The organism is Methylobacterium sp. WL9 (genome assembly GCF_008040035.1).
Lineage (GTDB): Bacteria > Pseudomonadota > Alphaproteobacteria > Rhizobiales > Beijerinckiaceae > Methylobacterium > Methylobacterium thuringiense.
Window position 1 is genome coordinate 20,472 of sequence record NZ_VRVE01000054.1, and the last position, 8,510, is coordinate 28,981.

Here is an 8,510-nt window from a genome sequence, read left to right on the forward strand (position 1 = left end):
CTCGCGTGAAGAAGCGGGAGTGATGCGATCGGCCCTATCGCGACACGGCCGCAGGGGAATGGATCTGTGAGGATTCCTCGGAAGGTTCGTCGCGTTGACCGACGAAGCGTCCGAACACGCGCCCGAGGACGTTGCCGAGGCTGTCCATCAGCAGGAACACGGCGGGCACGAAGACCAGCGACAGCAGGGTCGAGACGATCAGGCCGGAGATGACGGCCACCGCCATCGGCGCGCGGAATTCGCCGCCGACGCCGAGCGCCATGGCAGAGGGCACCATGCCGGCGGCCATGGCGATGGTGGTCATCACGATCGGCCGGGCGCGCTTGCGGCCGGCATCGACGATGGCGGTGACACGGTCGACACCGGTGCGCATCTCCTCGACCGCGAAGTCGACGAGCATGATCGCGTTCTTCGTCACCAGCCCCATCAGCATCAGGATGCCGATCACGACGGGCATCGAGATCGGCATGTTGAGGATGAGGAGGCCGAGGATCGCGCCGCCGATGGAGAGCGGCAGCGAGAACAGGATGGTCAGCGGCTGCAGGAAGTTGCCGAACAGCAGCACCAGCACGGCGTAGACCATCATGATCCCGGCGCCCATCGCCATGAGGAAGCCCGAAAACACCTCGCCCATGATCTCGGCGTCGCCCGTCTGGCGGATGGTCACCCCCGGCGGCAGGTTTTTCGCGGTGGGCGTCTGCAGCGCCTGCTGGATCAGCGAGCCCAGCGCGTCCGAGCCCTCCATATTGGCCTCCACCGCGACGCGGATCACGCGGTCGTAGCGGTCGATCGCGCCGGGGCCCTGGTCGAGTTCGATGTCGGCGACGGCGGCTAGCGGCACGGCGGTGCCGTTCTTGGCCGGCACCTTGAGGTTCTCGAGCCGCGAGACCGCGCCGCGGGCGCTGTCCGGGAGTTGGACACGGATCGGGATCTGGCGATCCTTGGCGTTGAACTTGGCGAGGTTCAGGCCGATGTCGCCGATCGTCCCGACCCGCACGGTTTCGGCGATGGCGTCGGTGGAGACGCCGAGATCGGCGGCCGAGCCCTCCTTGGGGCGGATGCGGACCTCGGTGCGGTTGAGCGGCGCCGTCGACATCACTGCGATGAGGTGCGGGATCGCGGCCATGTCGCGCTGGAGCCGGGCGGCGACCTCCGCGACCACGTCGGCATCGGGTCCGCCGACCACCAGCGCGAGGTCACGCTGCCCGCTATCGCGAAGAGTCCAGGAGCGGATGTCCGGCTCCTCGGCGATGAGGGCGGCGATCTCGCTCTCGATGGTCCATTGCTTCTTCGTACGCCGGTTCTTCGGGGTCAGGTTGACGGTCAGCGTCGCCAGCCGCGTCTCCTTCTTGCCGCCGGCCTGACGGCCGCCATCGACGAAAACGGAAACCACTTCGGGCAGGGTGCGGATGCGGGCGACCACCCGGTCGGACACGGCGATGGTGTCGGCGAGCTTCGCACCGGGCGCCAGCTCGACCATGACGAGGGTGCGGGCATTGTCCTGCTTCGGCACGAAGCCGGAGGGCAGCAGGCCGGTGGACGCGAGCGAAGCAGCGAAGAGACCGAGACCGACGATCAGCGTGATCACCCGGTGGCGTACCGACCAGCTGACGAGCCGGCCATAGGCACGCATGACCGGGCCCTCGCGCTCCTCGACGTGAGCATGGTCGCGCAAGAAGTAGGCGGCGAGCATCGGCGTGATTAGCCGCGCCACGAGCAGCGACATGAACACCGAGACCGCGATGGTCAGCCCGAACTGAATGAAGTAGCGCCCGGCGATGCCGGGCATGAACGAGACCGGCGCGAACACCGCGATCAGCGTCGCGGTGATGGCGATGACGGCCAGCCCGATCTCGTCGGCACCCTCGATCGCCGCGCGGTAGGCGGATTTGCCGAGTCGCATGTGGCGAACGATGTTCTCGATCTCGACGATGGCATCGTCGACGAGGATGCCGGTGACGAGCGTGATCGCGAGCAGGCTGATGCCGTTCAGCGTGAAGCCGAGCATGTCCATCGCCCAGAAGGTCGGGAAGACCGAAAGCGGAAGGGCGATCGCCGCGATCAGCGTCGCGCGCCAGTCGCGCAGGAACAGGAACACCACCAGCACGGCGAGCGCGGCACCCTCGATCAGGGTGTGCATCGCGGAATCGTAGCTGCCGATGGTCGAGGAAACTGAGGAATCGATCTTTTCGAAGAGGATGTCGGGATAGGAAGCTTGGAACTCGGCGACCCTCTTCTCGACGCCCGCCGCGACGTCCGCATCGCTGGCACCCGAGCCGCGCGAGACCGTGAAGGCCACCACCGGCTCACCGTCGAAGCGGGCGAAGGTGCGCGGCTCCTCGATGGCGTCCTGCACCGAGGCGAGGTCGTCGAGCCGCACCTTGCGGCCGGCGGGCAGGACGATGGAGGTCGCCTTGAGGTCGCGGATGGTGCGCGAGGCCGCAAGCGTGCGGATCGACTGCTCGCGGCCGCCGACCTCGCCGCGCCCGCCCGCCATGTCGGCCGAGGTCAGGCGGAGCTGCCGGTTCACATCGGCCGCGGTGATGCCGAGCGCCAGAAGCCGGTCGGGCTGGAGCACGATGCGCATCTCGCGGGCGACGCCGCCGACGCGCTCGACCCCGCCGACGCCCTTCACGCCCTGGAGGGTGCGCGCGACCTTGTCCTCGACGAACCAGGACAGCTCGGCCGGGTTCATCGCCGGGGCCTTCACGCCGTAGACGAGGATCGGCAGGCCGGCGATCTCGACACGACTGATCACCGGCTCCTCGATGGTGCGCGGCAGGTTGATGCGGATCTTCGAGACCGCGTCCTTCACGTCGTTGACGGCGCGGTCGGTGTTCACCTCCAGCCGAAACTCGACGGTGGTGACCGACGAACCCTCGGTGATCGCCGAGGTGATGTGCTTGACCCCACGCACGCCCGCGATCGAATCCTCGACCCATTTCGTGACCTGGGTCTCCAGTTCGGAGGGGGCCGCGCCGGACTGCGTGATCGCCACCGAGACGATCGGTACGTCGATGTTCGGCATCTTCGTCACCGCCAGGCCGCGGAAGCTCACGAGGCCGAGGACGATCAGCACGAGGAACAGGACCAGCGGCCCGATCGGGTTGCGGATTGCCCAGGCGGAAATGTTCAAGCGCATCGGAGCAACCCGCTTTTTGCAACTAGCTGGACGGCGTCGGCTCAGGGAGTGCCGGCTTCGGCGCTGGCCTGGGGCGACGGCGCCTCGGCCACGGCCGGCACCGCCGTCGCGACGGGGATCGGCCTAACTTTGTCGCCGTCCCGCAAGAAACTGCCGGCGAGGGCGACGACGCGCTCGCCCTCCGCGAGGCCGGTGCGGATCTCGATGTCGTCGTCGTCGGAGAGGCCGGTGCGGACCTCGCGGGCCTCGACCCGGTCGCCGGCCGCCACCAGCACGCTGCTGCCTTTGGCTCCGCCATAGAGCACGGAGGCCTGCGGCACGGTCACGCCGCGGGTGCGGGCGAGTTCGACGGCGCCGCGGGCGAAGGTGCCGATGCGCAGGCGCGGGTCGGCATCGAGCCGGACGCGGACCTTGCCCAGCCGACTCGCCTTGTCGACCTCCGGATAGACGGCGCGGACGCTGCCGCGCACGCGCTCGCCGCTGCCGAGTTCGATCCAGGCCGGGCGGCCCTCGTGCAGGAGCGGCAGCTTGGTCTCGATGACCTCGCCCTCCAGCTCGATCTCGCCGCGAGCGATGAGCCGGAACAGCGGCTCGGCGGACGACGAGGCGGTGATGCCGACCCGGGCCGTGCGGCGGCTGACGATGCCGGCTTCCGGCGCGCGGATCTCGGTGCGGGCGAGACGGAGTTCGAGCTCGTCGTGCACGGCCTTGGCCTGGGCGAGCTCGGCCTTGGCGATGAGCAGTCCGTTGCGCGCGAAGGCGAGCTTGCCCTCGGCCTGGCGAAGCGCCGCCGTGCGGCTCTCCATCACCACCGCCGTGGCGTTGCCGGTCTGCATGAGCTGCCGGGCGCGGTCATAGCCGAGACGCGCCTCGGTCTCGGCCGCCTCGGCCTGCTCGATGCTGCTCTGGGCCTGCGGCACCGCAGCGGTCGCCTTGTCGACGAGGGCGCTCTGCTGGGCGAGCTGCCGGTCGATCAGGTCGTGCGAGAGGCGGGCGAGGACCTGACCGCGCTGGACGCGCATGCCCTCTTCCACCAACACCTCGGTGACGCGATAGCCGTCGATCTCGGGCGTCACCAGGATCTCGTCGCGGGGCACCAGCGTACCGGTGACGATGACGCTTTCGACGATCTCGCGGCGGGTGGCCTCAACCACGCTCACGGCCGGGATCAGGTTCGCTTTGGCGGTCGCCAGCGTGCCCTCGGCCTGTGCGGACGACGCAGTCAGGGCGAAGCCGAGCGACAGCAAGGCCGTGCCGGCCCATATGCGGATGGCAGTCATCACGACGGTGTCCCAGTTGTATCGGACGAGGTCGGCAGGCGTCCGCCGAGCCCGGCTTCGAGCAACCGCAGCATTTGCGCGACGGCGGCTGCCGGGTCGAAGTCGGGCGTCAGGGCCCGATCGACGATGACGCCCTTCAGCAGGTGGCTCACCAAGGCATAGAGCGCCGGCGGATCACAGTCCGGCGAGGTGGCGAGCGCCTCGAACATGTCGATGAACCAGGCGCGGGTTTCCGCCTCGGAACTCTCGGTCATCGCTGCGATGGCCGGGTTGCGCGTCGCCTCGGACCAAATGTCGAGCCGCAGCACCGCGGCCTCGGGCGTAAGATCCAGGAAGATCCGGGTGAGGATACCGAAGAACGCCGCGCGCCGGTCGCCGCTCTTTTCCAGTTCGCCCAGCATGGCGATGCCGCGCTCGCGCTTGCGCTCCGCCAAGCCGAGCACGATGGCCTCCTTCGATGAGAAGTACCGATAGAAATTCCCGGCGCTCATCGCCGCGGCCTTTGCCAGATCCAGCATCGTGGTCCGGTGAAAGCCGTTGCGGATGAAGCAGGTTTCCGCGGCATCGAGTATGTGCTCGCGCCGCGCCGCATGACCGCGTCCGACGTCGATGACGGTGCTGACGCCTGCGCTCACCGGACGAACCCTGTCGTCATCGTATGCGGGACGAGACGGTCCTGGTTCTTCGACAGCCGGGCCGCGTTGCAGGCTGTGCGCCCAAGGTCGAGGTCCGCGCACGATCGTGCCTGCCAACCGTCCGGTCCGACACCGGTCCAAGACACGAGCGCCAGCCATCCCGCAATCACGGCGAGTGCGAGCAACAGGTTCGATGGGGTCGATGCCACCCGGATCGTCGCGAAGATTCGCGACATGCTCGACTGGACGTCCCCTGACCGATCCGCGTCGCGGCTCGACCAACCATCACGACATATCGTGTTCATCGCCATCTCCCGGCTGCCCATTCTCTATAATGAACGTTCATTCTCATGTCAATGAACGTTCGTTCTCATTCTCGTTTCGCTGATCGGTGTGGGTCGGGATCAGATCGAAGCGCCGGCACGACCAAGCGGATACGGCCGTAACTCTCCGTTCGCTGCTGCTGTAGCCGTATCGAGAGATCCGCCGTGGTCGCCTGCTCGAGGCGACGTCGCCGTGGGTCCGGCCCCTTCGACGTCCCCTCACCCTTCGCGTTCTCGCTAGGATAGGCTAACCGCTGCGCTGCCCCATCCCGGAGTTCTCATGACGTCCGTGAACCTGCTGATCGCCGAAGAACTCGGTGTGCGGGAAGCCCAGGTCACCGCTGCGGTGGACTTGCTCGACGGCGGATCGACCGTGCCGTTCATCGCCCGCTATCGCAAGGAAGCGACGGGTCTCCTCGACGACGCACAATTGCGAACCTTGGAAGAGCGCCTCGGCTATCTGCGCGATCTGCAGAAGCGCCGCGAGGCCGTGCTCGAGAGCATCCGCGCACAGGGTAAGCTGACGCCCGAACTCGCGACCGCTCTGGCCCGTGCGGATACGAAAGCCCGGCTCGAAGACATTTACCTGCCCTACAAGCCGAGGCGCCGCAGCAAGGCGCAGACGGCCCGTGAGGCCGGTCTCGGTCCGCTGTCCGAGATCCTGCTCGCCAAACCCGAAACCGATCCGCGCAAGGTTGCGCAAGCCTATGTATCGAGCGCCAAGGGCATCGACACGGTGGAAGCCGCCTTGGAAGGTGCCAAGGCCATCCTGACCGAGCGCTTTGCCGAAGACGCCGATCTCGTCGGCCGCCTGCGCGAGGATTTCTGGAAGTCCGGCGCGGCCGTTTCGCGGGTCAAGAAGGGCAAGGCGATCGAAGGCGCGAAGTTTTCGGACTATTTCGACTGGAGCGAGCGGCTGGAACGCATGCCGTCACACCGCATCCTCGCGCTGTTTCGTGGCGAGACGGAAGGCTTTCTCGACCTCGACCTTGCAGCAGAGGGCGAAGATTCGGCTCCCGGCACACCGGGCCCCTATGAGCTCGCGATCTGCCGTCGGCACGGCATCTCTGCGAGAGGCCGCCCGGGCGATGGCTGGCTCATGGAGGTGGTGAGGTCGTCCTGGCGCACCAGGATCCGCACCGGCATCAAGGCCGACCTGCGCACGCGCCTTTTTGAAAAGGCCGAGGCCGAGGCCGTGAAGGTATTTGCCGGCAATCTCAAGGACCTGCTGCTCGCAGCGCCCGCAGGCGGCCGCACCACGATGGGGCTCGATCCCGGTTACCGTAACGGTGTCAAGATCGCCGTGGTCGACGCCACCGGCAAGGTCGTCGCCGTCGAGACAACGTATCCGCACGAGCCGCAGCGGCGCTGGAACGACACCGTGGCGACGCTCGGACAACTCTGCCGGCAGCACAAGGTCGAGATGCTGGCGATCGGTAACGGCACAGCCTCACGCGAGACCGACAAGCTCGCCGCCGAGATCGTTGCCGCCAACCCCGGCCTGAAGATGGCCAAGGTCATGGTGTCGGAAGCCGGGGCCTCGGTGTACTCGGCTTCCGAGATCGCCTCGCGCGAGCTGCCTGGGCTCGACGTGTCGCATCGTGGTGCGGTCTCGATCGCGCGGCGTCTGCAGGATCCGCTGGCCGAGCTCGTGAAGATCGATCCGAAGTCGATCGGCGTCGGACAGTACCAGCACGATATCAGCGAGCAGAAGCTCTCGCGCTCGCTCTCAGCGGTCGTCGAGGATGCGGTGAACGCGGTGGGCGTCGACGTGAACACGGCCTCGCCGTCGCTGCTCTCGCAGGTCTCGGGGCTGGGTGCGTCGGTCGCGGCCAACATCGTGGCCCACCGCGACGCCAACGGCCCGTTCCGCACCCGAACGGCCATCAAGGCCGTGGCCGGCCTAGGCCCGAAAGCCTTCGAGTTGTCGGCCGGGTTCTTGCGGATTCAGGACGGCAAAGATCCCCTCGACAGCTCAGGGGTCCACCCGGAGGCCTATCCGGTGGTGCGCCGCATCCTGGAGGCCACGAAGAGCGACATCCGCGCGCTGATCGGCAACGCCGCCATGCTGAAGAGCCTGCAGCCCGCGGCTTTCGCCGATGCGCGCTTCGGCATCCCGACAATACGCGACATCATCAGCGAGCTGGAAAAGCCCGGACGGGATCCCCGCCCAGCCTTCAAGACGGCGAGCTTCCAAGAAGGCGTCGAGAAGATCACCGACCTGAAGCCCGGCATGCAGCTAGAGGGCGTCGTCACCAACGTTGCCGCATTCGGTGCCTTCGTCGATATCGGCGTCCATCAGGACGGTCTCGTGCACATCTCGGCGATGTCGACGAAGCGGATCGCGGCGCCGTCGGAGGTCGTGAAGGCCGGTGACGTCGTACGCGTTCTGGTCCTGTCGGTCGATGTCCCGCGCAACCGGATCGGCCTCTCGATGCGCCTCGACGATTCCATCGACCGCGCCGCGCCGAAACCCGGCAGTTCAGGACCCGATCCTCGGCATATGCAGTCGAAACCGGCGACCGAGGACGATCGAGGCGGAGCTCTTGCCGACGCATTGCGCCGCGCAGCCTCGCAACAGGACCGACGCGGCTGAACTGTCTCGGTTTTCCGATCGATCCTTGCTGGCGCTCTGCGTCGGCGACGGTTTGGCGATCTTTATCGGTTGGGTGTGTGGAGGCTGTCGCGAGGGGATGCTCGCCAGCTGCGGCGCTGATCGTCGGGGACTCGGCCCGTCCTGCCGATCGCGAGGGGGCGTGAGCGCAGGCGCCGTGCGGGTTCGTCCGGGCCGCTGGGGTTGGACTGACGGCACATTCGGCTCGCCGCGTTTCGCATCTTGCGTGAGCGCGGGCCTCGGCCCTGCCGTGGCCTTGGGGCCCTCCCCTCTCGGGGTCCCGGTGGCCTTGGTCGTGCGGTTAGCCGTGTGTGGCCCTGAACGCATTTCGGCCCGCGGGCGTGCGCCTGCGGGCTTGTGGTGCTGCGCTGGTATGTGAGGGAGGTTTTGTCTGTGGGGGTATTTGGTTGCGGGGGTAGGATTTGAACCTACGACCTTCAGGTTATGAGCCTGACGAGCTACCGGGCTGCTCCACCCCGCGCCGGGTGTCGGGATCCGTGTATGGATCGCGTCGGT

Annotated in this window: 4 protein-coding genes and 1 tRNA gene; 1 reads left to right on the forward strand and 4 read right to left on the reverse strand. The window is 67.5% G+C overall.

The features are described from left to right. Positions 1-34 precede the first annotated feature (34 nt). Genes FV217_RS15310 through FV217_RS15320 form a run of 3 tightly spaced genes read right to left on the reverse strand, consistent with a single transcriptional unit; the run spans position 35 to position 5,057 of the window. The gene (locus FV217_RS15310; RefSeq protein WP_147818040.1) at positions 35-3,142 is read right to left on the reverse strand and encodes an efflux RND transporter permease subunit; all 3,108 of its coding nucleotides are present in this window, start codon (positions 3,140-3,142) and stop codon (positions 35-37) included. A 41-nt stretch (positions 3,143-3,183) separates the two neighbouring features. Continuing rightward, positions 3,184-4,422 (reverse strand): efflux RND transporter periplasmic adaptor subunit, encoded by a 1,239-nt coding sequence (locus FV217_RS15315; RefSeq protein ID WP_147818041.1) that lies wholly within the window; start codon positions 4,420-4,422, stop codon positions 3,184-3,186. Next, positions 4,422-5,057: a TetR/AcrR family transcriptional regulator gene (locus FV217_RS15320; protein WP_238230514.1), complete on the reverse strand. Its 636-nt coding sequence runs from the start codon at positions 5,055-5,057 to the stop codon at positions 4,422-4,424. Before FV217_RS15320 ends, FV217_RS15315 begins: the two co-directional genes overlap by 1 nt. Positions 5,058-5,660: 603 nt before the next feature. Here FV217_RS15320 and FV217_RS15325 point away from each other — a divergent pair. Further along, positions 5,661-7,976 (forward strand): Tex family protein, encoded by a 2,316-nt coding sequence (locus FV217_RS15325; RefSeq protein WP_147818042.1) that lies wholly within the window; start codon positions 5,661-5,663, stop codon positions 7,974-7,976. A 422-nt stretch (positions 7,977-8,398) separates the two neighbouring features. Here FV217_RS15325 and FV217_RS15330 read toward each other — a convergent pair. Next, positions 8,399-8,475: transfer RNA gene (locus FV217_RS15330), tRNA-Met, on the reverse strand. Positions 8,476-8,510 lie beyond the last annotated feature (35 nt).

Coding starts and splice junctions, on each gene's coding strand:
- FV217_RS15310 (WP_147818040.1), bottom strand. CDS start 3,142: ATGCGCTTGAACATTTCCGCCTGGGCAATCCGCAACCCGATCGGGCCG.
- FV217_RS15325 (WP_147818042.1), top strand. CDS start 5,661: ATGACGTCCGTGAACCTGCTGATCGCCGAAGAACTCGGTGTGCGGGAA.
- FV217_RS15315 (WP_147818041.1), bottom strand. CDS start 4,422: ATGACTGCCATCCGCATATGGGCCGGCACGGCCTTGCTGTCGCTCGGC.